General features: G+C 62.2%; 26 protein-coding genes. 5 read left to right on the top strand and 21 right to left on the bottom strand.

From position 1 onward, the window contains the following. Nucleotides 1-23: 23 nt before the first annotated feature. Nucleotides 24-497, bottom strand: coding sequence for a glycine zipper 2TM domain-containing protein (locus OVA07_RS08930; RefSeq protein WP_268171092.1), 474 nt, complete (start codon nt 495-497; stop codon nt 24-26). Between the two features lie 250 nt (nt 498-747). Between OVA07_RS08930 and rarD the strand changes: the two genes are divergently transcribed. Continuing rightward, nucleotides 748-1,653: an EamA family transporter RarD gene (gene rarD / locus OVA07_RS08925; protein WP_268171091.1), complete on the top strand. Its 906-nt coding sequence runs from the start codon at nt 748-750 to the stop codon at nt 1,651-1,653. On the opposite strand, the gene pyrC is transcribed toward rarD, so the two are convergent. Continuing rightward, complete coding sequence (pyrC, locus tag OVA07_RS08920; protein WP_268171090.1) at nt 1,650-2,684, bottom strand: dihydroorotase; 1,035 nt, start codon at nt 2,682-2,684, stop codon at nt 1,650-1,652. The genes rarD and pyrC overlap by 4 nt on opposite strands. A 38-nt stretch (nt 2,685-2,722) precedes the next feature. Here pyrC and ygfZ point away from each other — a divergent pair, with 38 nt between their 5' ends. Further along, a complete protein-coding gene (ygfZ, locus tag OVA07_RS08915) occupies nt 2,723-3,472 on the top strand; it encodes a CAF17-like 4Fe-4S cluster assembly/insertion protein YgfZ (protein WP_268171089.1) in 750 nt (249 codons plus the stop codon). Here the strand turns inward: ygfZ and OVA07_RS08910 are convergent. Next, nucleotides 3,456-4,043 carry a TetR/AcrR family transcriptional regulator gene (locus OVA07_RS08910; protein WP_268171088.1) on the bottom strand — a complete coding sequence of 196 codons (588 nt, stop codon included), beginning with the start codon at nt 4,041-4,043 and terminating at the stop codon, nt 3,456-3,458. The genes ygfZ and OVA07_RS08910 overlap by 17 nt on opposite strands. A 36-nt stretch (nt 4,044-4,079) precedes the next feature. On the opposite strand from OVA07_RS08910, the gene OVA07_RS08905 reads away from it, so the two are divergent. After that, nucleotides 4,080-4,964, top strand: coding sequence for a metal-dependent hydrolase (locus OVA07_RS08905; RefSeq protein ID WP_268172659.1), 885 nt, complete (start codon nt 4,080-4,082; stop codon nt 4,962-4,964). A gap of 53 nt (nt 4,965-5,017) precedes the next feature. Here OVA07_RS08905 and OVA07_RS08900 read toward each other — a convergent pair whose 3' ends face one another. From OVA07_RS08900 to rplU, 3 genes are all read right to left on the bottom strand, one after another. Beyond that, nucleotides 5,018-5,593 (bottom strand): GNAT family N-acetyltransferase, encoded by a 576-nt coding sequence (locus OVA07_RS08900; RefSeq protein ID WP_268171087.1) that lies wholly within the window; start codon nt 5,591-5,593, stop codon nt 5,018-5,020. A gap of 232 nt (nt 5,594-5,825) precedes the next feature. Next, the gene (rpmA, locus tag OVA07_RS08895; protein ID WP_268171086.1) at nt 5,826-6,095 is read right to left on the bottom strand and encodes a 50S ribosomal protein L27; all 270 of its coding nucleotides are present in this window, start codon (nt 6,093-6,095) and stop codon (nt 5,826-5,828) included. 26 nt (nt 6,096-6,121) lie between these two features. Continuing rightward, nucleotides 6,122-6,418 (bottom strand): 50S ribosomal protein L21, encoded by a 297-nt coding sequence (gene rplU / locus OVA07_RS08890; protein ID WP_084279133.1) that lies wholly within the window; start codon nt 6,416-6,418, stop codon nt 6,122-6,124. Between the two features lie 333 nt (nt 6,419-6,751). Here rplU and OVA07_RS08885 point away from each other — a divergent pair, with 333 nt between their 5' ends. After that, nucleotides 6,752-7,276, top strand: coding sequence for a hypothetical protein (locus OVA07_RS08885; protein WP_268171085.1), 525 nt, complete (start codon nt 6,752-6,754; stop codon nt 7,274-7,276). 12 nt (nt 7,277-7,288) lie between these two features. On the opposite strand, the gene OVA07_RS08880 is transcribed toward OVA07_RS08885, so the two are convergent. From OVA07_RS08880 to coxB, 15 genes are all read right to left on the bottom strand, one after another. Then, the gene (locus OVA07_RS08880) at nt 7,289-7,732 is read right to left on the bottom strand and encodes a molybdenum cofactor biosynthesis protein MoaE (RefSeq protein ID WP_268171084.1); all 444 of its coding nucleotides are present in this window, start codon (nt 7,730-7,732) and stop codon (nt 7,289-7,291) included. A gap of 2 nt (nt 7,733-7,734) precedes the next feature. Beyond that, nucleotides 7,735-7,971 carry a MoaD/ThiS family protein gene (locus tag OVA07_RS08875; RefSeq protein ID WP_268171083.1) on the bottom strand — a complete coding sequence of 79 codons (237 nt, stop codon included), beginning with the start codon at nt 7,969-7,971 and terminating at the stop codon, nt 7,735-7,737. 3 nt (nt 7,972-7,974) lie between these two features. Beyond that, a complete protein-coding gene (moaA, locus tag OVA07_RS08870) occupies nt 7,975-8,994 on the bottom strand; it encodes a GTP 3',8-cyclase MoaA (protein WP_268171082.1) in 1,020 nt (339 codons plus the stop codon). Beyond that, on the bottom strand, nt 8,991-9,755 hold the full coding sequence (locus tag OVA07_RS08865; RefSeq protein WP_268171081.1) for an SDR family oxidoreductase: 765 nt from the start codon (nt 9,753-9,755) through the stop codon (nt 8,991-8,993). Before OVA07_RS08865 ends, moaA begins: the two co-directional genes overlap by 4 nt. Beyond that, nucleotides 9,755-10,129, bottom strand: a complete 375-nt coding sequence (locus tag OVA07_RS08860; RefSeq protein ID WP_268171080.1) for a dihydroneopterin aldolase — start codon at nt 10,127-10,129, stop codon at nt 9,755-9,757. Before OVA07_RS08860 ends, OVA07_RS08865 begins: the two co-directional genes overlap by 1 nt. A 54-nt stretch (nt 10,130-10,183) precedes the next feature. Beyond that, nucleotides 10,184-11,068, bottom strand: coding sequence for a class I SAM-dependent methyltransferase (locus tag OVA07_RS08855; protein ID WP_268171079.1), 885 nt, complete (start codon nt 11,066-11,068; stop codon nt 10,184-10,186). Next, nucleotides 11,061-12,467, bottom strand: a complete 1,407-nt coding sequence (gene thrC, locus OVA07_RS08850) for a threonine synthase (RefSeq protein WP_268171078.1) — start codon at nt 12,465-12,467, stop codon at nt 11,061-11,063. Before thrC ends, OVA07_RS08855 begins: the two co-directional genes overlap by 8 nt. Nucleotides 12,468-12,531: 64 nt before the next feature. Then, the gene (locus OVA07_RS08845; RefSeq protein ID WP_268171077.1) at nt 12,532-13,116 is read right to left on the bottom strand and encodes an SURF1 family protein; all 585 of its coding nucleotides are present in this window, start codon (nt 13,114-13,116) and stop codon (nt 12,532-12,534) included. After that, entirely contained in the window at nt 13,116-13,487 is a 372-nt protein-coding gene (locus OVA07_RS08840) for a DUF983 domain-containing protein (RefSeq protein WP_268171076.1), read from the bottom strand. Before OVA07_RS08840 ends, OVA07_RS08845 begins: the two co-directional genes overlap by 1 nt. Continuing rightward, the gene (locus OVA07_RS08835; protein WP_268171075.1) at nt 13,487-14,308 is read right to left on the bottom strand and encodes a cytochrome c oxidase subunit 3; all 822 of its coding nucleotides are present in this window, start codon (nt 14,306-14,308) and stop codon (nt 13,487-13,489) included. The genes OVA07_RS08840 and OVA07_RS08835 overlap by 1 nt, the downstream gene beginning before the upstream one ends. Before the next feature lie 81 nt (nt 14,309-14,389). After that, complete coding sequence (locus OVA07_RS08830; RefSeq protein WP_268171074.1) at nt 14,390-15,019, bottom strand: cytochrome c oxidase assembly protein; 630 nt, start codon at nt 15,017-15,019, stop codon at nt 14,390-14,392. A 1-nt stretch (nt 15,020) separates the two neighbouring features. Then, entirely contained in the window at nt 15,021-15,179 is a 159-nt protein-coding gene (locus tag OVA07_RS08825) for a hypothetical protein (protein ID WP_268171073.1), read from the bottom strand. Continuing rightward, nucleotides 15,176-16,090, bottom strand: coding sequence for a heme o synthase (locus OVA07_RS08820; RefSeq protein WP_268171072.1), 915 nt, complete (start codon nt 16,088-16,090; stop codon nt 15,176-15,178). Before OVA07_RS08820 ends, OVA07_RS08825 begins: the two co-directional genes overlap by 4 nt. Before the next feature lie 225 nt (nt 16,091-16,315). Continuing rightward, nucleotides 16,316-18,007, bottom strand: a complete 1,692-nt coding sequence (ctaD, locus tag OVA07_RS08815; protein WP_268171071.1) for a cytochrome c oxidase subunit I — start codon at nt 18,005-18,007, stop codon at nt 16,316-16,318. Nucleotides 18,008-18,036: 29 nt separating this feature from the next. Further along, complete coding sequence (gene coxB, locus OVA07_RS08810) at nt 18,037-19,113, bottom strand: cytochrome c oxidase subunit II (RefSeq protein WP_268171070.1); 1,077 nt, start codon at nt 19,111-19,113, stop codon at nt 18,037-18,039. 308 nt (nt 19,114-19,421) lie between these two features. Here coxB and pyrE point away from each other — a divergent pair, with 308 nt between their 5' ends. Further along, a complete protein-coding gene (pyrE, locus tag OVA07_RS08805) occupies nt 19,422-20,006 on the top strand; it encodes an orotate phosphoribosyltransferase (protein ID WP_268171069.1) in 585 nt (194 codons plus the stop codon). Nucleotides 20,007-20,008: the final 2 nt, after the last annotated feature.

Below are 20,008 nucleotides of genomic sequence, written 5' to 3'. Positions count from 1 at the left end.
ACCCGAAGGACGGTCAGTATCTGTTAGCGGCAGCGAGAACCGCCACGGTCGACTTCGCGACCCAGCAGCGCACCTGCACCGGCACCAAGGATGGCACCCAGCGTGCGGTCACCGCGATGGCCGGCAACTTCGCGACCGATCAGGGCGCCTGCCGCGCCACCGATCAGCAAGCCAGTGGTCCCGTCCGAGCGGCGGCAGTAATACCGGCCATCATTGCCACGCCAGGTGCTGGCGTTGCGATAGCCCCGGTCGTCATAATAGCCACGGCCATTGCCACGATAATACCCGCGATCGTTACCCCGACCATAGTAGCGGTCATTGCGCCAGTCACGACGGTCACGGCCATGCTCCCAGCTTTCGCCTTCAAGGCTGGCGGTGGCAACATTCACGCTGGTTGCGACATGGGCCTGCGGCAGAACTGCCGCGGCGGCTGGCGCTGCGGTTGCAACAGTCGATGCGGCAACCAGGGCCAGCGCTACTTTCTTGAACTCGATCATGGCTAATCTCCTGATCCTTGCGCGGGGTTCTTCGCCTGTCGATTTTCGAAGGCCCGCATGTTTTGTTTCGTCTGAATTTCTGCGTTGGTTCAGGTTTACGACTGCGAAGCTGAACAGATGGCAACGCCAGCGTCAGAATTCGGTTTTGCGATGAACCGACAACCCGCAGCGATGAAACGCCCTACCATGCAACGAAATGTTGCCATGCGAAGGCCTTGGCTTAAACCAAGGATGCTGCCAGACCCCGTGCATGATAACGCCTTCGATCCCGCAGTCGTCTTTGCAACGTGGTCTTGCCGCCGCCGTCGCTGCCTATGTCATGTGGGGGTTGCTGCCACTGTATTTCCGCGCGCTGCATGATGTGCCGCCGCTGGAACTGGTGGGATGGCGCGTGCTGTTCACCGTGCCAGTTTGCTTTGCCATCGTGGCCATGCGCCGTCAGGGGACCGAAGTGCGTGCCGCGCTGACGGATTGGCGCGTGCTGGGCCAATTGGTGCTCAGCGCGTTGCTGATCGGCGGCAACTGGCTGATCTATGTCATCGCCATCAACAATGGCCATGTTCTGGCCACCAGTCTTGGCTACTATATCAACCCGATGATAAATGTGCTGATCGGCACGCTGTTTCTGGATGAAAAGCTGACCCGTGTACAATGGGCCGCCGTTGCGCTGGCCGGCTTCGGTATCGCCTTGTTGCTGGCAGGCGCAGTAGAAACGCTGGCTGTCGCGCTGTCGCTGGCCTTCACCTTTGCGTTCTATGGCCTTGTCCGCAAGAAAGCACCTGTTGAATCAGTGCCCGGGCTGACGGTAGAAACGCTGGTGCTGCTGGCCCCTGCACTGGCCATCGTCAGCATCGCGGCGGCAGGTCCGCAGGGCACAAGCCTTGCCATGGGCGGCAACATCACGCCCATGCTGGCAGGCGCAGGTCTGGCAACCGCTGTCCCGCTGATGCTGTTTGCCGTGGCGGCCCGGTCGATGCCACTATCCACGCTGGGCTTCGTTCAGTTCCTTTCGCCAACCATTGCCTTTGTTCTGGGCCTGACGGTGTTTGGCGAAAAGCTTGATCCTGCCCGCCTTGCCTGTTTCGCGCTGATCTGGGCCTCCATCGCGATCTACAGCTGGGACATGCTCCGCCGCGCGCGAACAGCGGCGGCTTAAACCAGCCGCCAGTTCAGCGTTTCCCCTGCATGGAACGGCACGATCATGGTGCCGTTGCAATCCACCACGTCCGGCACGGTCACAGGGGCATTTTCCAGCGTGATCGTGGTTTCGTTCACCGGCAGCCCATAGAACGCCGGCCCGTTGCGCGAGGCAAAAGCCTCGAACTTGTCGAGCGCGCCCTCTTCGTCAAACACCGTGACATAGCTTTCCAGCGCAAAAGGCGCGTTGAAAATACCCGCGCAGCCACAGGCCGCTTCCTTCAGATGCTTGGCATGAGGCGCGGTATCCGTGCCCAGAAACACGCGGTCGCAGCCTGACGTCGCCAGCTTGCGCAGCGCCAGCCGGTGCTTTTCGCGCTTGGCCACGGGCAGGCAGAAAGCATGGGGGCGAATGCCGCCCACCAGCATGGCGTTGCGGTTGATATGCAGGTGCTGCGGGGTGATCGTCGCGCCGATGTTGACGCCCGCACCTTCCACAAACTGCGCCGCTTCTTGCGTGGTGATGTGTTCGAACACCACTTTCAGCGCGGGCAGATCGGCCACCAGCCGGGTCAGCGTGCGTTCGATGAACACCGCTTCCCGGTCGAAAATATCGACATGAGCATCGGTCACTTCGCCATGGATAAGCAACGGCATGCCGATCTCCTGCATCTTTTCCAGCACGGGATAGATGTTGCGAATGTCGGTCACACCATGAGCCGATCCGGTGGTGGCATGGGCAGGATAGAGCTTCGCCGCAACGAACACACCATCGGCATAACCGCGCGCCACTTCGTCCACGTCGGTCGAATCGGTCAGGTAGAGCGTCATCAGCGGGGTGAAATCGCTGCCTGCCGGAAGCGCGGCCAGAATACGGTCGCGATAGGCCGCCACGCCTGCAGCGTCGGTCATCGGCGGGGCAAGGTTGGGCATGACGATGGCACGGGCAAACTGGCGCGCGGTATAGGGGGCAACGCCCTGCAACACATCACGGTCACGCAGATGGACATGCCAGTCGTCGGGGCGGCGGATCGTCAGCTTTTGAGTCATGGGCTTCCCTTAGCCGCACGGCTCCCTATCTTCCACCCATGAACGATACCCCAGCCACTCGCCTGTTTGACCGCTCCCTGATCCGCCTCAGCCCGCAAGACCCGGCAGAAAATGTTGCCGCTTTTCTACAGGGACTCGTCACCAACGATGTCACAGGCGCGCTGCCGGCGTGGACCGCGCTGCTCACCCCGCAGGGCAAGGTCATTTTCGATTTCCTCGTCTGGCCCGATGACAGCACTGGCCTATTGCTCGACTGCGAAGCGCAACAGGCCGATGCGCTGGTCAAGCGGCTGACGCTGTACCGCCTGCGCCGCAAGATCGGCATCGAACGCGCGGCGGACCTTGCCGTCCACTGGCAAAAGCTCCCCGGCGATGGCGGCGTGGTCGACCCGCGCCTTCCCGCGCTCGGCCAGCGCTGGATCGCAGCCACCAGCGAATCGGACCAGTCCGCCGACGACGCCTGGCGCGCGCATCGCCTGTCGCTGGGCGTCACCGAAGGTCAGGCCGAACTCGGCAATGGCGAAGTCTTGTGGCTTGAATGCAATGCGGTGGACCTGAACGGCGTCAGCTTCACCAAGGGCTGTTATGTGGGGCAGGAAAACACCGCGCGCATGAACTGGCGGCAAAAGGTCAACCGTCGCCTGATCGTGGTGCCGCACGATCAATCAGACCCGGCCCGCCAGCGAATCGCTTATCCAGACCTTGCGCTTGCCATTGATCACCGCCGGGTTGACGACATTCCTGCCGCCATTGCCCCGGCATGGATGGACCTTACCCCTCCGACGTGACCTGCGCGGCAGCAATGCCTTCGACAAGCATCTTTTCCGCCCTGTCGCGCGCTGCATCGCGCGGCAGTTCCAGCGCCTGCGCCAGCGGCCCGCCCATCAGCGCGTCCCCCAGCGCCATCAGTGTCAGCGCCAGCGTGTTGCTGCGCTGGGTGTCGGACGCATAATCATCGAGATCGATCACCAGATCGTGAATGGTATCGACAATCGGGTCGAGCGCGTCCTCATTGCCCGACAGCAGCATCCACGATGCCAGCGCCCCTGCGCCTTCCTTGTCGAACGCATCAAACGTCAGGTCCACAACATCGCGCGGGCAGCCAATGCCGGACCGGCTGGCAATAACCGCCTCGCGGATAGTGGCGCAGATGGTTTCGGCAAGGTGCTTGGCCAGCGCCTTCTGCAGGCCCGATGCCGACCCGAAATGGTGCAGCAGATTGGCATGGGTACGCCCGATTCGGCCTGCTACAGCCTTCAGCGTCACCGCCTGAGGTCCAGCTTCCACCAGCAATCCGCGCGCGGCTTCGAGTGCGGCCATGCGGCTTTCCTCTGGCGAGAGACGCTTTCTTATTGACATTGATGTAAGCAAGCCTAGATTGTGGGCATGACCGCCATGACCCAGACTATCGCACTAGAGCGCAGCGCCGGTTCCGGCAAGGTTGCGCCTACTCCCACCGACCTGACCATTACGGTGCGTGACCGCCGTTTTGGCCGCAATGAACCTGCCGGACGGTGGTGGCTGGCCGGTGATCCGGTGGCAACGGTATGGCACAACGCCCTGTCCGCCACCTTCCCGCGTGGCGAAGCGTTCTTCATCGAAGCGGTAAAGGCCCATCGTGATGGCGTGCCGCCCAAGCTTGAAGCGGAAATTCGCGCCTTCGTGCGGCAGGAAATCAATCACACACGCGAACATATCGCCTTCAACCGCGCCGCCGAAAACGCAGGCTATGATATTGCCCGCATCGATAAGCGGGTTGAGGAAATGCTGGCTCTGACCAAGGATCGTCCGGTCATCCTCAACCTTGCCGCGACCATGGCGCTGGAACACTACACCGCCATGATGGCGCACGAATTCCTCGCCAATCCGGCACACTTTGCCGGAGCGGAACAGGAAGCGGCGGACATGTGGCGCTGGCATGCGATCGAAGAGATCGAACACAAGGGCGTCGCTTACGACACATGGCTCCACGCCACGCGCGATTGGAGCCGGTGGAAGCGCTGGAAAGTGAAGTCGCTGATGATGGTGGTCGTCACCAAGAACTTCATTACCCACCGCATCGAGGACACGCTGGACCTGCTGGCACAGGATGGGCTGACCGGTGCGAAGTGGAAATGGAAAGTGGCCGCCTACCTGCTGTGGAAGCCCGGCGTCATTCGCCGCATCCTGCCTGCATGGCTCAGCTACTTCATGCCCGGCTTCCACCCATGGCAGCATGATGACCGTGCGCTGATCGGCAAGGCGGACAGCGAATTTCCTGATGCGGTCATGCTCCGCTGACACGAAAAAGGCTCCCTTTCCGGGAGCCTTTTTTTGGTCGGCACCGCCTGCGTTCAGGCCGCGCGCAAAGTTCGCATCGGCGCAAACCCGCCATCTTCCGGCCCATCGCTATCAGCAGGCGGGGCAAGATCGATGGCGTGGATCATTGTCGGCACCGCTTCACGCCGCGCGGCGCTGCGCCCTATGCGGATCTCGCCCGTGGGTCGGAATCCCACCTTTTCCAGCACACGGCCCGAAGCCGGATTGTCGGCAAAGCGATGCGCCACGATCCGGTCATGCCCCAGCGTGCGCGCCAGCGACAGGACACTGTGCACCGCTTCGGTGGCATAGCCCCGGCCCCAATGCGCCTGCGCGATCCAGTAGCCGACCAAGCATTCATCACCATCCTGCGTCAGACCGACCGAACCCACCAGCCGCGAACCATGCGGACCGGGCAGGGTGATGAAGAAATGCGGATGGCGGCCTACCTGCGGGCGGGCGGCAAAGGCGCGGGCATCATCGGGCGAATAGGGCCATGGCGCGCGCGTAAGGTTGCGCACCACCTGCTCGTCATCGATCAGGGCGTGAAGTTCTGCCCAGTCCTCCGGCCAGCCGGGCCGCAGGAACAGCCGTTCGCTGCGAATGAACATCGAATGTCTCCTTCGTCGGCCCTCTCCATGCGCAGCTAGGCGCATGACGTGACAGCCGTATTGCGCCCTGCGCCAGATCGGACAGCGATTGCGTCCGAATGCGGCAAGGCGGGTTTGCGTTCGAAGGAGACATGAAAAGAGGGAGATGGGGCTGGCCCTCTCCCTCTATCGTCCAGCTTGCAAAAGCTGGCGGGACCATCCCATCGGGATGGCCCTTTGAATGACCATCCGGTTATTCTGCTGCTTCGGCCTGCATGTCAACCGACACGTATTTACGGCCAAGCTTGCCACCGTGGAAACGCACGCGACCTTCGGTCAGTGCGAACAGGGTGTGATCCTTGCCCATGCCAACGTTTACGCCTGCATAAACGCGGGTACCGCGCTGACGGATGATGATGTTGCCGCCGACCACTTCCTGGCCACCGAACTTCTTAACGCCAAGGCGGCGGCCTGCTGAGTCGCGACCGTTACGCGAAGAGCCGCCTGCTTTCTTATGTGCCATTTCAGATTACTCCGAATTTTGTTCGCTTAGGCGACCGAGACGATGCGCAGCAGGGTCATCTGCTGGCGATGACCGTTGCGGCGGCGATAGTTGTGACGGCGACGCTTCTTGAAAACGATCACCTTTTCCGACTTCGCCTGAGCGATGATCTCGGCCGAAACCGTGATCTTCGCGGCGTCTGCCAGCGAATCGCCTTCGCCAGCGAGAAGGACTTCGCCCAGCGTGATCTTGTCACCGGCTTCACCAGCCAGCTTCTCGACTGCGATCTTGTCTCCGGCGGCGACCCGATACTGCTTGCCGCCCGTGCGCACGATTGCGAACATGGTTCCTGCTATCCGTTCCAAAAGCCCCGGTTTCCCGTCGGCGATTCCAAATGAGGCGCCCAACGCCTGCGAATCGCTGACAACGGGCAACGCGCCGTTTCCCCGCTACGTGCAGGGTCCCGGAAAGAAGGGGGCGGATAATCCAACCCCCGCCGCCTGTCAATCCGATCCTGCGGAATTTGCGGGCCGATCCTGCGGAATTTGCGGGGTTTGCCCGGCGGCATTGCAACCTTCCATGACCACACCCCCGTTACCACAATATTGCATTGGCCAAAGCATGGCACGCGAAAGCTGGCAGCGCCGCCCAGCCATGCTATGTGCCCGGCCATGGTCATGCGCAATCCTACGGTCGCCCTTCTCGCCCTGCTCTGCCCCACCCTGCTGTTGGGCGGGTGTGCGAATCGTGACGGCTTTCCTTCGCTGGCGCGCCGCCCGGCAGAAGATGCCTATGGTGCAGCGCGCGCAGCCCAACCCGCCGCGCCAGCGCAGCCTGCAATCACGCAAGGTCTGGAAACGCGCCTGTCTGCACTGCGCAACACTGCCAACGATGCCCATGCCCGGTTCCTTGCCCGTCAGGATGCCGCCACCCGCGCGGCCAATGCCGCACGAGGCGCTGCGCCGGGCAGCGAAAACTGGTCTGTCGCTTCCATCGCCGTCGCAGGCCTCGAATCAGCCCGTGCTCAGGCCGCCATGCCGCTGGCAGATCTTGACCGCCTGGAATCAGAGGCGAGCAATCGCGCCGCCCTTGGCGACGAAGCCGATCTCGAAGCCATCAATGCCGCGCGAATCGAAGTCGAATCGCTGGTCGAGGCTGAAACCAAGGTCATCGATTCATTGCTGACCCGATTCGCTGGCTGATTGCCGGTAAAATCAGCGCCAGCGCGCCAGATCATCGTAATCCTCACCGCGCGGTTCGATCCAGCGCCAGCCATCGGCAGTCTTTTCACGCTTCCAGAACCAGCTTTCGCTTTTCAGGTGGTCCATCGCAAAATCGGCGGCGGCAAAAGCATCGCGGCGATGTCGCGCCGCAGCCGCCACCAGCACGATCGGATCGCCCGGCACCATTAGCCCGCTGCGATGTACGATCATCAGCCCTTCCAGCGGCCATCGCGATTGCGTGATTCGCGCCAGTTCCTGCATTCCCGGCACCGTCATCGGCGCATAGTGCTTCAGTTCCAGCGCTTCCACGCCGCCTGCGTCGCGCACCTGCCCCAGAAACGTGACGATGCCCCCCGCCGCAGAATGCAGCGCGTTGAAGCCTGCAATTTCCGCTGCCGGATCGAACGCCTCAAGCGCCAGCCGAACGTCAGCCATGCCTAACCGCCGCTGACCGGGGGCAGAAACGCCAGCTCATCGCCCTGCGCCAGAACCACCCCGCCCATGTCGGTCAACAGCCTGCCGTTCAGCGCCATGCGCACACGCTCGCCCAGCAATTGCACTGCCAGCGCCGGATCAAGCCCCGCCAGCACCTGCTCAACCGGTCCCGGCATCACCACCAGTTCGCCCGTGCCTGCAACGTCCTCAAGCCGCCCCATGAACACCAATCGCGCCATGATCTATCCGCCCGTGGTCGACATATGGCGCGACACTGCAGGCGCACCGCCGGGACGGTCGATCACAAAGGAATGGCGCTCCTGCTTTTCGCCCATCGCGCGGGCAAACGCTTCGTCCAGCGCGCCATCGGGATCATCGCAGCGCAACGCCGCGCGCAAATCCACCCGGCCTTCCCCGCCAAGGCACATGTAAAGCTGCCCTGTGGCCGTCACCCGCACGCGGTTGCAGCCTTCGCAGAAATTGCCAGTCAACGGCGTGATAAAGCCCAGCCGTCCACCCGTTTCAGCAATGTCGACATAGCGCGCCGGCCCGCCGCTGCGGGCATCGCTGGCGGTCAGCGTCCAGCGCTTTTCCAGATCGCGCCGCACCGCATCCAGCGGCAGATAGTGGTCGAACCTGTCGCCCTCTACTTCGCCCAGCGGCATGACCTCGATCAGCGTCATGTCATGGCCCGCCCCGTGTGCCCATTCGATCAGCGCGGGAATCTCGGCTTCGTTGACATCTTTCAATGCAACCGCATTGACCTTCACCTTAAGCCCCGCCGCCTTGGCGGCAGCAATGCCTTCCAGCACTTGCGGCAGCATGTCCCTGCGCGAAAGTTTGGCAAAGCCTGCACGGTCCAGCGTGTCGAGCGATACGTTGATTCGCTTCACGCCTGCTGCGGCCAGATCATCGGCAAATTCGGCCAGCCGCGTGCCATTGGTGGTCAGCGTCAGTTCGTCCAGCCCATCCCCCAGCTTCCGCCCCAGGGCCCGCACCAGTTCAACCATGTCGCGCCGCACCAGCGGTTCACCGCCAGTAAGGCGAATCTTGCGCACGCCGCGCGCGATGAAGTGCAACGACAGCCGGTGCAGTTCCTCAAGGCTCAACACTTCAGCGCGGGGCAGAAACTCCATGCGTTCAGGCATGCAATAGGCGCAGCGCAAATCGCACCGGTCGGTTACCGAAAGTCGCAGATAGGTGATCCGACGGGCGAATCGGTCAATCAGGGGCGCAGTGGCAACAGGCGGGGAAGCGTTCACTTCTCCAGATATACGAAGTCGCGCGCATAAGATTCAAGGCTTGCGCCTGCATCCACGAACAAAGTTTGCCCGGTGATCGATTTTGCCGTGCAAAGGAAGTAAACCGCGTCGGCGATTTCATCCGCGCCGGGCAAGCGCCGCAGCGGCATGATCTCTTCCAGACGTCGCCACTGCGCCGCGTCGTAATCCGCCGTCGGCAGGATCAGCCCCGGCGCCACCCCGTTCACCCGCACCCTGGGAGCCATTGCCCGCGCCATGGTCCGCACCGATGCATGCAGTGCCTGCTTGGACAAGGTATAACTGATCTGGTCTGGCACTGGATTCAGCACCCGCTGGTCCAGAATGTTCACCACTGACCCTTCCCGCTCGCCCAGCGCCTCGGCAAAAGCGCGGGTCAGCAACAGCGGCGCAAACAGGTTGACGCGGAAATGCTGTTCCAGTTCTTCGGGCGTGATCGTATCGGCGCGGTCATCGTGAAACAGCGATGCACAATTGACCAGCAGCACGGGTGATCGCCCCGCATCCTGCCCCACTTGCGCCAGAAGGCGTGCTGGAAAGTTGCGGTCGTCCAGATCGCCCGCCACCGGAAACACCGCCGCGCCCAGCCATTCCAGTTGCGCCTTGAATTCGGCGTCAAACGACGCGGCGTGATGCGCATGCAGCACAACGTCCCAGCCTTCGCTGGCCAGCTTGCGTGCAATCGCACCGCCAATGCGACGCCAACCACCGGTCACCAGTGCCAGCGGCCGCACATCCGCCATCAAACGCGGCGCTCGCGCTTCAGCGTAATGCCGATTTCCTCGCCGTTTTCGCTAATCGCCAGCTTCACGATTTTCACTTCCGCCCACATCACCCGTTCATCCTGCAAGAACAGCGTTTCGCAGATGTGGTCTGCCACGGCTTCGATCAGCTTGAAATGCACCCCCTTGGGCAAGCCTTCGCTGGCCGCGTGTTTGAGGTCCATATAGTTCTTGCTGGCCGCCAGCGGACAATCGGGCGTGTAGCGGTCCTGATGCTTCAGCCCCACCCGCATGGAAATGCGCAACGGCTGCGGCCGCCCCGTCTCTTCCGAATAGATGCCGGTAAGCACGTCGGTTTCAAGATTGGCGACTTCAAGGATCAGGCTGTCTGACATGGATCACGCCTCTGACATTGCCGCGCGGGTGAGTCTACCGCACGACACAGGATTTCAGTTTTTCCAGCGCGCGAAGATCGCGGTCGGCAGCAGACGGCCATCGGGGCCAGTTTCGCGAATCGACAGGTCGCCATGCTCGATCGTGCCGCCCAAGTCCTTCAGCGCGTCGGCCAGAAGGCCTGCAATGGCAAGCGATGACATGCGCACAGCATAAACCGTCAGGAACAGAAAGCGGCTGTCGGCATCCAGCAATTGCGCGCAATCGGCAATAAGCCCCGGCAGACTTTCTTCCAGCCGCCACACTTCGCCATCCGGTCCGCGCCCAAACTTGGGCGGATCAAGGATGATCCCGTCATAGCGCTTGCCCCGCCGCACTTCGCGCGCGGTAAACTTGGCCGCATCGTCCACAATCCAGCGCACCGGTCGATCCGCCATGCCCGAAAGCGCGGCATTGGCGCGAGCCTGCGCCACCGACTTCTTCGACGCATCAACATGCGTAACCGGGCCATATTCCGAAAGCGCCAGCGTGCCGACACCGGTATAGCCGAACAGGTTCAGCGTCTGCGCATCCGGCTTGTCCTGCAGCCGCTCGCCCATCCAGTCCCACACCGGGGCCATGTCGGGAAAGAACCCCAGATGGCGGAACGGGGTGCACGATGCGGTAAAGCGCACATCGTTCCAGCCCAGTTCCCAGCCTTCGCGCGGCACCTCACGGTCGAACTGCCAGCGTCCGCCGCCGTCCTCATCCGATCCCGGTACGAACTCGCCATCGGCGCGCCAGTCGGCCAGCCGCGGCGTCCACAGTGCCTGCGCTTCGGGGCGGACGAAGCGATGCGGCCCATATTGCTCGAGCTTTCGCCCATAACCCGAATCGAGCAAGGCAAAGTCGGCCCAGCCCTCGCCGATCATCAGCTTGGGCTGGAGATCAAGCTCAGCCATTTTTGAGCGTCGCGCGTTCAGCCACAAAGGCCGCCACTGCATCATAGTCGCCCGGCAGATGCGCGCAGCGTTCCTCACGCTCGAACAGATCGCCCACCCGACCCGGCAGGCCCGGACGCACGCCGGTTGCGCGCTCCACCGCATCCACGAACTTGGCCGGATGCGCGGTCGCCAGCGTCACGATGGGTACGCCCGCCGGAATGCCCTGCGCCACGCGCGCGGCGTGCAGGCCGATGGCCGTGTGCGGGTCCAGCACTTCGCCGGTTGCCTCATAAGCCCAGCGCATCGCAGTGGCCATATTACCCGCGTCGGCGCGTTCCGAACTGAACAGCGCAGCAGCGGATTCGCGCTGAGCATTGGTCAGCTGCATCGCCTTGGTCGCTTCGAAGCTCTTCATCTGCTCGGCCAGTGCGGCGCCATCACGCCCACAGCCGTCAAACAGAAGGCGTTCAAAGTTCGACGAAACCTGAATGTCCATCGAAGGTGCCGCCGTGGGCGTCACAGTGCTGGCCGAATAATCGCCGGTCGACAGCGCGCGGTGCAGAATGTCATTGACGTTGGTCGCCACGATCAGCCGTTCGATGGGCAGGCCCATCTTGGCCGCGACATAGCCTGCGAACACATCACCGAAATTGCCGGTGGGCACGCTGAACGCCACCTTACGCTGCGGCGCGCCAAGTTGAAGCGCGGCGTAGAAGTAATAGACCACCTGCGCCATCAGGCGTGCCCAGTTGATCGAATTGACCGCGCCGATGCCGAAACGTCCGGTCATAGCCGTGTCGTTGAACATGCGTTTTACCATCGCCTGTGCATCGTCAAAGCTGCCGTCGATGGCGATGTTGTGGACGTTCGGCGCGATCACCGTGGTCATCTGCCGCCGCTGCACATCCGACACACGCCCATGCGGGTGCAGCATGAAGATATCCACCTTGGCACGGCCCGCCACCGCGTCAATCGCGGCAGATCCGGTGTCGCCCGACGTAGCGCCGACAATGGTGATGTGGTCATCACCGCGCGCAAGGAATTCTTCAAACAACAGCCCCAGCAGTTGCAGTGCCACGTCCTTGAACGCCAGCGTCGGGCCGTGAAACAGCTCCAGCACCCACTGCGTCTCGTCCAGTTGCTTCAGCGGCGTGACGGCGGCGTGGGCAAAACGGCCATAAGCCTGTTCACACAGTTCGCCCAGGCGTTCCGGCGTCAGGCAATCACCCACAAAAGGCTGCATGATGGTCTGTGCCAGCTTGGCATAAGGCAACCCAGCCATCGCGGCGATCTCGTCCGCGCTGAACTGCGGCCACGTTTCGGGCACATAAAGCCCCCCGTCGGACGCAAGGCCCGCAAGCGTGACACCCTGAAAATCGAGCGATGGGGCCTGCCCCCGCGTGCTGACATACTTCATGGGGAACGGCGGTTAGCGGCCATGCAGCCAAAGGGCAAGGATTCTGGAGAATGCAAAGGCCGGTTCAGCGCTTCTCGCGCCAACGCCCCCGCAGCGCCAGGCCATAGATCACCAGCGCCACACCTGCGAAAAAGAACCACTGCACCGCATAGGCAAGATGATTGTTCGGCATGTCGCGCGGGTCAGGCCGGGCATTGCCCTCCAATCCTGCCTGCGCAGGATCGGCCACCAGCTTCGGCCCCGGCGCGATCCACCCCGTCACCGCACCGCCCGACCACGCAGGCGATGCAGGATTGCGCGACCAGCCCAGCGACACTGGCACGGCCGAACCATCGGCCAGACGGCAATCCGCCACATGTGCCAGCCCGGCTTCTCCGGCGACATTGCGGCCCGAAACCGTCGTCATCCCGGCCACAGTGCGGCAATCCACCCGGCTGCGGTGGTAAAGCGCCATTTCCGCCCCCGCACCACGCCCCGGCCATGACACTTCAGTCGCCGATGCCTGCGCCGCCTGATACCGCGCCAGCATCGCCTCCTTCTGGTGCAAGCGCTGCATCTGCCACACCCCAAGCACGACCATAACCGCAGCAGCAGCAGCAACGAACATCGTTGGCAGGATCGGCAGTTTCCGCATCCCATGGCGGCGCATCAGATCAGCCCTTCTTTTTCAAGCCGTGCCAGCAGCACTGCCGATTTGGCAAAGCGCAGCGCGCCAATCACCGCCAGCGGTACACCCGTACCCCAGAACGCGATCAGCGCCCACACCGGCAGGCGCACCACATCATCCAGCTTCAACGCCGCCAGCATCAGCAGGATCGTCACCGGCAGAACCACCAGATACAGCGTCCGCCCCTTTGGCGCGAACCGTTCGATATCCAGCCCGCAAGCCGCGCATTGCCCCGCCAGCGCCGCCGGTCCGGCCCATACGCCCTTTGCTCCGCAGCGGGGGCACAAACCGAAAAGGGCAGTCGCGGTAATCCCGGACTGCCCTTTTTCGTTATGGCTTTCGCCGTTCCGCATCAGTGAACCGGGTAGCCCCAGCTGCCCCACACATAGATGGCGATGAACAGGAACAGCCACACCACGTCAACGAAGTGCCAATACCAAGCAGCCGCTTCGAAGCCAAAGTGCTGGCGCGGAGTGAAGTGGCCCTTGTAAGCGCGGATCAGGCAGACGATCAGGAAGATCGTGCCGACAATGACGTGGAAGCCGTGGAACCCGGTCGCCATGTAGAACGACGAACCGAAGGTGTTCACGCCAAACGCAAACGGCGCTGCCGAATATTCGTAAGCCTGAATGGCCGAGAAGATCAGGCCCAGGATGATCGTTGCCCAAAGGCCCTTCTTCAGGCCGTCACGGTCACCATGGATCAGCGCGTGGTGCGCCCAGGTAAGCGTGGTGCCGGAGCACAGAAGGATCAGCGTGTTGAGTAGCGGCAGGTCGAACGGGTCCATGACCGCTTCGATCGCCTTGGGTGGCCACTGTCCGCCTACCGATTCGGCCAGTTCCGACGGGAACAGCGAAAAGTCGAAGAACGCCCAGAACCAGCCGACAAAGAACATCACTTCCGAAGCGATGAACAGGATCATGCCGTAACGCTGGTGAAGCTGCACCACCGGGGTGTGATCGCCAGCATGAGCTTCCTTGATGACCTTGCCCCACCACGAAAAGAACGTGACGAGCACGCCGAGAAGGCCCAGCAGCATGACACTGGTGCCGCCTGCCATTTCGTGCATGTACAACACACCGCCGCTGGTCATGACCAGCGCCGACATCGCGCCCGTAAAGGGCCAGATATCAGGCGGCAGGATGTGATAATCGTGGTTCTTAGCGCCGGCCATGATCGTCGAATTCCCCCAGTCAAATCTGGTCGTATGTCATCGCCCGAAGCGCACGGCAGCGGACGTAGTTGTAAATGGCCTTTATCGCCGTGCTTGCGCCGGGTCCAGAGGCTTTTCGACCGGTACGCTCAGCGGCTTGCCCGTGGCTGCCGCAGCGCTTTCCGGCGTTTCGTTGAAGGTATAGCTCAGGGTGATCTCTTCCACGTTATTCGCGGCCGGATCGTCCAGAATCGCCGGATCAATAAAATAGATCACCGGCATGCGAACCTGCTGACCCGGTTCAAGCTTTTGTTCGGTAAAGCAAAAGCACTGGATCTTGTTGAAATACTTGCCCGCCTGTTCCGGCGAGACATTGAAAACTGCGGTGCCAGTGATCGGACGGCCAGAAAGATTATGCGCCGAATAGGTCGCAATCTTACGCTCACCGATCTTCAGGTCCTGCGTCACCTGTTCGGGCTTGAACGTCCATGGCAGGCCCGTGGCCACGTTGGCGTCAAAGCGCACGCGGACCATTTTGCCTGCCACTTTCACGCCTGCCATCTTTTCGGCATCGGCACGCTGGGTAGTGCCGCCGTATCCCGTCACCTGGCAGAACAGCCGATACAGCGGAACCGAAGCATAACCCAGCCCCAGCATCGCCAGCGCACCGGTGGCCGCCATCAATCCGACACGGCGGTTCTTGCGCGAATCAGGAACAACGGTGGCCGCCATGTCAGTGCGTCCCGCCGCTTTGCGCGGCAATCTTCACGATCGAAATCGCAAAGAACAGGACCGCCAGCGAAAGCAGGATTGCCCCCAGCACGCGGTTGCGCCCGCGCTGACGCGCGCGATACATCTCGGACTGCTGCTTATCGAGCTGTTCGTTCATCATTGCCAACCTTGCACAGTGGCAAGCCGGTCCCCCACCAGCACGCCGAAAAGAACAAAAAGATACAGCACCGAATACGCGAACAGCCGCTTTTCCGGTTTCATCGCATCATCGGGAACCGACTGGCGCAGACCGACCTTCATCGAAAGAATGACAAACACCAGCCCCAGCGCCAGCGCCGACCAGCCATATATCGCCCCGGCCCCGCCAATCCACCACGGCACCAAAGTCAACGGCAGCAGCAGCACCGAATAAATCAGGATTTGCCGCCGCGTCGAACGCTCACCAGCCACAACCGGCATCATCGGAATGCCGACTTTGGCATAATCGGTCTGCACGAACAGCGCGAGTGCCCAGAAGTGCGGCGGTGTCCACATAAAGATGATCGCGAATAGCAACACCGGCATCAGCGTGACGTCACCCGTCACCGCCACCCAGCCGATCATCGGCGGGAACGCGCCCGCGCCGCCGCCGATCACGATGTTCTGCGGCGTGCGCGGCTTCAACCAGACGGTATAGATCCACGAATAGTAGAAAATCGATACGGCCAGAATCGATGCGGCCAGCCAGCCCACACCCAGTCCCATGACCATGACCGAGCCGCCCGCCAGCGCAAAGCCGAAGTCCCGCGCAGAGGTGCGCTCCATCCGGCCTGCGGGAAGCGGGCGCTGCGCTGTACGCTTCATCCCGGCATCAATGTCGGCTTCCCACCACTGGTTCAGCGCTGCTGCGCCACCTGCCCCCACAGCAATGCACAGGATAGCCGTAAAGGCGATCACTGGATGAATACTGCCCGGTGCCGCAAGCAACCCGCAAAGACCGGTGAAAATCACCAGCGTCATCACGCGCGGCTTGGTCAACGCAAAGAAATCGCGCCAATCGGCAGGCAGGGGCAAGGTGCGAACAGAATCCATGATCGCCGCGCCTATACGCGCGGTTGAACCGGGAGGGAAGCGAAAGGGGACATCCTGTCAAATGCGGCATTCAACGGGACATGCAGTGCCGCTGTCTTCCCTTCCTCCCCCACCCCGCCGTTCGTGTCGGACAAAGTCGAGACAGCACAACGCAGCACAACGAAAAAGGCCCCCGGATCACTCCGGAGGCCCTTTCGCATCCAGCCTTTCGGCCGAAAGTGTGGCTCAGTGAGCGTGAGCCTTGTCGTCGATCACCGGCAGGGTTTCGAACTGGTGGAACGGCGGCGGCGAGGACAGGGTCCACTCCAGCGTCGTGGCGCCTTCGCCCCAATAGTTTCCTTCAGCCTTCTTGCCGGCCGTGAAGGCGTAAATGATGTTCACGAAGAACACGCCCAACGATGCCGCCATGATGACATAGCCGTAGGAAGCGATTTCGTTCCAGTACGAGTAGGCCAGCGCATAGTCAGGATAGCGACGCGGCATGCCCTGAATGCCCAGGAAGTGCATCGGGAAGAAGATGGTGTTCACGCCGACGAAGAAAATCCAGAACTGCAGATGGCTCAGGAATTCCGAGTGCATGCGGCCGCTCATCTTCGGGAACCAGTAGAAGAACCCGGCAAAGAGCGAAGTCACCGCGCCCAGCGACAGCACGTAGTGGAAGTGCGCGACGACATAGTAGGTGTCGTGCAGGTTGTCGTCCACGCCGCCGTTGGCCAGAACCACGCCGGTCACGCCGCCTACGGTGAACAGGAAGATGAAACCGATTGCCCAGATCATCGGCGACTTGAATTCAAGGCTGCCACCCCACATCGTCGCGATCCACGAGAATATCTTGATGCCGGTAGGCACTGCGATCACCATGGTAGCCGCAGTGAAGTACATCTTCGTGTTAACGTCGAGGCCCGTGGTGTACATGTGGTGCGCCCACACGATGAACCCGACCACGCCAATCGCGACCATCGCGTAAGCCATGCCGAGGTAACCGAACACCGGCTTCTTAGAGAAGGTTGAGATGATCTGGCTGATGATGCCGAAGCCCGGCAAAATCATGATGTACACTTCGGGGTGACCGAAGAACCAGAACAGGTGCTGGTACAGGACGGGGTCACCGCCGCCAGCCGGATCGAAAAAGGTCGTGCCGAAGTTGCGGTCAGTCAGCAACATGGTGATGGCAGCGGCCAGAACCGGCAGCGACAGCAGCAGCAGGAACGCGGTAACCAGCACCGACCATACGAACAGCGGCATCTTGTGCAGGGTCATGCCCGGCGCGCGCATGTTGAAGATGGTGGTGATGAAGTTGACTGCGCCAAGAATCGAACCAGCGCCCGAAAGGTGCAGCGAGAAGATGGCGAAGTCGACAGCCGGCCCAACCGAACCCGAAGTCGAAAGCGGAGCATAGACCGTCCAGCCCGTGCCTGCGCCGTTGCCCACGCCGCCCGGCACGAAAGCCGAGAACATCAGCGAGCAGAAACCGACGAAGGTCAGCCAGAACGACACGTTGTTCATGCGCGGGAACGCCATGTCCGGCGCGCCGATCATGATCGGAACAAACCAGTTGCCGAAGCCACCGATGATCGCGGGCATGACCATGAAGAACACCATGATAAGGCCGTGCGCGGTAATCAGCACGTTCCACAGGTGCAGCTGCTGGTCGAAGCTGGGGTTGGCAGTGCCAAGCAGCTCGGCAAAATAGCCCAGCACCTGAATGCCCGGCTGCGCCAGTTCCCAGCGCATGATGCCCGACACCGCGCCACCGATGATCCCCGCGAAAATCGCGAAGATCAGGTACAGCGTGCCGATGTCCTTGTGGTTGGTCGACATGAACCAGCGGGCAAAGAAGCCCGGCAGATGGTCATGATCGTGGTCGTGCGCATCGTGATGCGCATCAAAACCTTCGTTTGCGGGAATGGTGGCCATTTCGGTCAAACCTTGTCCATGAATTCGCGTCAGGCGGCGGGCGCTGCGGAAGCGTCGGCAGCCGGGGCATCGGCAGGCGCTTCAGCCGAAGCCGGAACCGCTGCTGCGGCGGCCGGGGCAGCTTCCACTGCCGGGCCAACCGTGCCGCCGGGCTGGGTCTTGACCCATGCCTCGAACTTGTCGCGTGGGAGAGCTTCCACCGCAATCGGCATATAACCGTGGCGGACGCCGCACAGTTCGGAACACTGGCCGTAATACAGGCCCGGTTCCTTGATGAAGAGCACCTTTTCGTTGATCCGGCCCGGCACCGCGTCCAGCTTGAACCACAGCGAAGGCACGGCAAACGAGTGGATCACGTCAGCACCAATGGTCTGGATGCGGATCGGTTCACCCACCGGAACAACCATGCGGTTGTCGACGGCAAGCTGGCCCGGCTCACCAGCCTTCAGCGCATCTTCTTCCGACAGCATGTTCGAAATCACTTCGAACCCGCCGTTGTCGGGATAAGTGTAGCCCCAGTACCACTGATAGCCGGTCACCTTGACGGTTACCGAACCCTTGGGGGCAGGTTCGTACTGGTGGGCCAGCAAGCGGATCGACGGAACCGCGACGACCACAAGGATCAACACCGGGACCAGCGTCCAGACCACTTCGATCAGCGTGTTATGGCTGGTCTTGGAAGCGACCGGGTTGGCGCGCTTGTTGAACTTGGCAGCCACAACCACCAGCAGGATCAGCACCAGCACCGAAATGGCGACAGTCAGCGGGAACAGCACGACATCGTGCATCCACAGCGCCTGTTCACCCGTGGGCGAATACTGGTCCTGGAAGGTCCAGCCCATGTCCACCGGCTGCCCCTTTCCGGGGGTCGGCTTCATCGGGGTGTACGAACCCTTGTCAACAACAGCAGCGTCGGCGCCAGCAGGTGCGGCGACGGCGGATGCGGGGGCAGGCGCGGGCGATTCGCTGGTCGCGGCAACCGGAGCAGCGGCAACGGGCGCGGCAGGAGCCGCAGCCATGGCCTGCGCCCCGAAGGTCAGCGCGGCGGCGACGCCAAGCGTCCTGATAGCTTTGCCCATGGTGCGGGCGTTATCGGCAAGACTCATCGTCGAAGTTTCCGCTTTTCCCTGTTTGCGCGCGCTTTGCGCTGCATCAAGGAGGCGCTTGCGCACCCCCTCTAAGTCCCTCGATTGGACCGGCCTATACGCGCGGTTGATACAAGCCTCAAGCCGCAGGACGCATATTTTTCACGGCAGCGCCCCGCCCATTTGGACAGGGTGCCCGCATACCCGCCATAATCGGCCACCCGGTGCCAACCGAAAAAGGTTGCCCCCTGCCTCCGCAAGGGCCATTTGGCCGATATTCCACATACCCCTTCGCGGCCATTTTCCTGCGCCGCACATTCAGGTGCCAGATGCACGAAGACGACATCCTTTCCGAATTCCGCGCCAGCCAGGCCCTTCTCGAAGGCCACTTTCTGCTTTCGTCCGGACGCCACAGCGCGCACTATCTGCAATGCGCCCGCGTGCTGATGGACCCGATGCGTGCCTCGCGCCTTGCCATGGCGATTGCACAAAAGATCCCGCGCGAAGTGCGCCAGCAGATCCAGAAAGTCGTCTCGCCTGCAATGGGCGGGGTCATCATCGGCCACGAAATGGGCCGGGCGCTGGGGGTTGAGGCGATGTTCGTCGAACGCCCCACCGGCACGTTCGAACTGCGTCGCGGCTTTGCGCTCAATCCCGGCGACAAAGTGCTGATGGTCGAAGACGTCGTGACCACGGGCCTGTCCAGCCGCGAAGCGATCAAAGCCATTGAGGCTGCGGGCGGCGAAGTCATCGCGGCCGCCGCCTTGATCGACCGTTCGGCCGGCAGCGTCGATCTGGGCGTGCCATTCTTCCCGCTCGTCGCGCTCAATTTCCCCACGTATGCGGCCGACGAACTCCCGCCCGAACTTGCCGCCACCCCGGCAATCAAGCCCGGCAGCAGGGCGCAACCATAAAG

Origin of the sequence: Novosphingobium sp. SL115, assembly GCF_026672515.1 — a bacterium.
GTDB lineage: Bacteria > Pseudomonadota > Alphaproteobacteria > Sphingomonadales > Sphingomonadaceae > Novosphingobium.
The sequence above is the reverse complement of the archived record's forward strand: the minus strand, read 5'-3'. Positions and strand labels throughout refer to the sequence as shown.